The following is a 1,363-nucleotide window of genomic DNA, read 5'->3' as shown; positions in this document are numbered from 1 at the left end:
CGGGGCAGGTTAGTGGAAGAAATAGCAAGTGGGTTTAACTAGGAGAAGTGTCGATGACATTAAAGAAGACACCGAGGTGTCTTATGTTTTTTAAATTAAGAATATTGATAAATTGGAATTTAATTACTTAACGTTATACTTATTTTCGGAGCGAGGCATCTTATCGGTGAGTATATACCAAGTAATGCTTGCTGTTAATAATGTTGACGAAATCAAAGCTGTAAGAACACTATATGTTTGCCAAATAAGTATCGTTGACCAATCGAAGGCAAAAAACATTATACACTGGGCAATCGTAGCGATTAGGAAAATAATTGTTACGATTGTTCTCGTTTTTGTCATTGGCTGCTGCTCATTCGTTTTCCTTTTTCTTAACCCTAAGAGAAATAACAGAACGGCCAATAGGCAAAGAATAATTGTGGTAGACGACAAAATGATGTCCAAAAGCTGTGTGCCGCTTATCTCATATGACTGAGTTAGATTGCCGTTTAATATATTTTTAACTTTTAGTACCAGGTTTATATTGGTATTTGCGCCGTTGCTCAGTAAGCAGATGGCTGTTCGTTCATTTGGCAGTATGGCTACTTCGGTTCTAAAATTCGGATTACCCCCAGTGTGTTCTATAAACGTTTGTTCGGCGTTTACCGACCAACCTGCCGCATAATACATATCGTTGACAGCCGAAACAGACATATCACCCCTATGTGATTTTTCGATAACCCTGTGAAATATTTCGGGTATGTCCTGCACGATACCCATCTGTATGCCCATCCAACGCGCCATATCTTTTGTATTAGAAATGATATAGCCGGCAGGTTTATTCCCAGCATAATCCGGAGCGTTAAATGGAGTTGTTATGAAAAAGGAAGAACGGTAGCCCTGCGCTAACTGTCCAGTGGCTTGAGCATCTTCTTTATAAACATACGTCTGGTGAAGACCTAAGGGTAGAAATACCTGTTCCCTCATAAAGTCTTCATAGCTTTGTCGTGATACAATCTCAATAACCAAACCCAATACGTCATAATTAACGGTTCCATAGTTATATTGTTCACCGGGAGAGAACGCCAATTCAGCATCTACCAGCGTTTCCACAGTCTTTTGCAACATATCAGGCGTATTGCCTTGTGGAATATTTTGAGTATGTCTAATATTTGTTAGGCCGCTGGTATGGTGAAGGAAGTTATTTAGTGTAAGGCTTTGCATATCAACAGGTTTACCTTGATACTTTAACGTAAACCAAGGTAAATATTTTTGGATAGGGTCAGTCATTGATAGCAGCCCTTGCTCTTCCAATAGCAGAATCCCCATACCAGTAAAAGCTTTACTCACCGAGGCCAACTCATAGAGTGTATTTTCACTTGCA

General features: G+C 39.5%; 1 protein-coding gene. It reads right to left on the bottom strand.

From position 1 onward, the window contains the following. Positions 1–123: 123 nt before the first annotated feature. Positions 124–1,363: serine hydrolase domain-containing protein (locus tag ACQKNC_RS22555; RefSeq protein WP_427426929.1), on the bottom strand; the 1,240-nt coding region annotated here is incomplete at its 5' end.

The sequence above is a fragment of the Lysinibacillus sp. NPDC094177 genome, assembly GCF_050279145.1.
Classification (GTDB): domain Bacteria; phylum Bacillota; class Bacilli; order Bacillales_A; family Planococcaceae; genus Lysinibacillus.
This window is presented reverse-complemented; position numbering and strand designations above follow the sequence as displayed.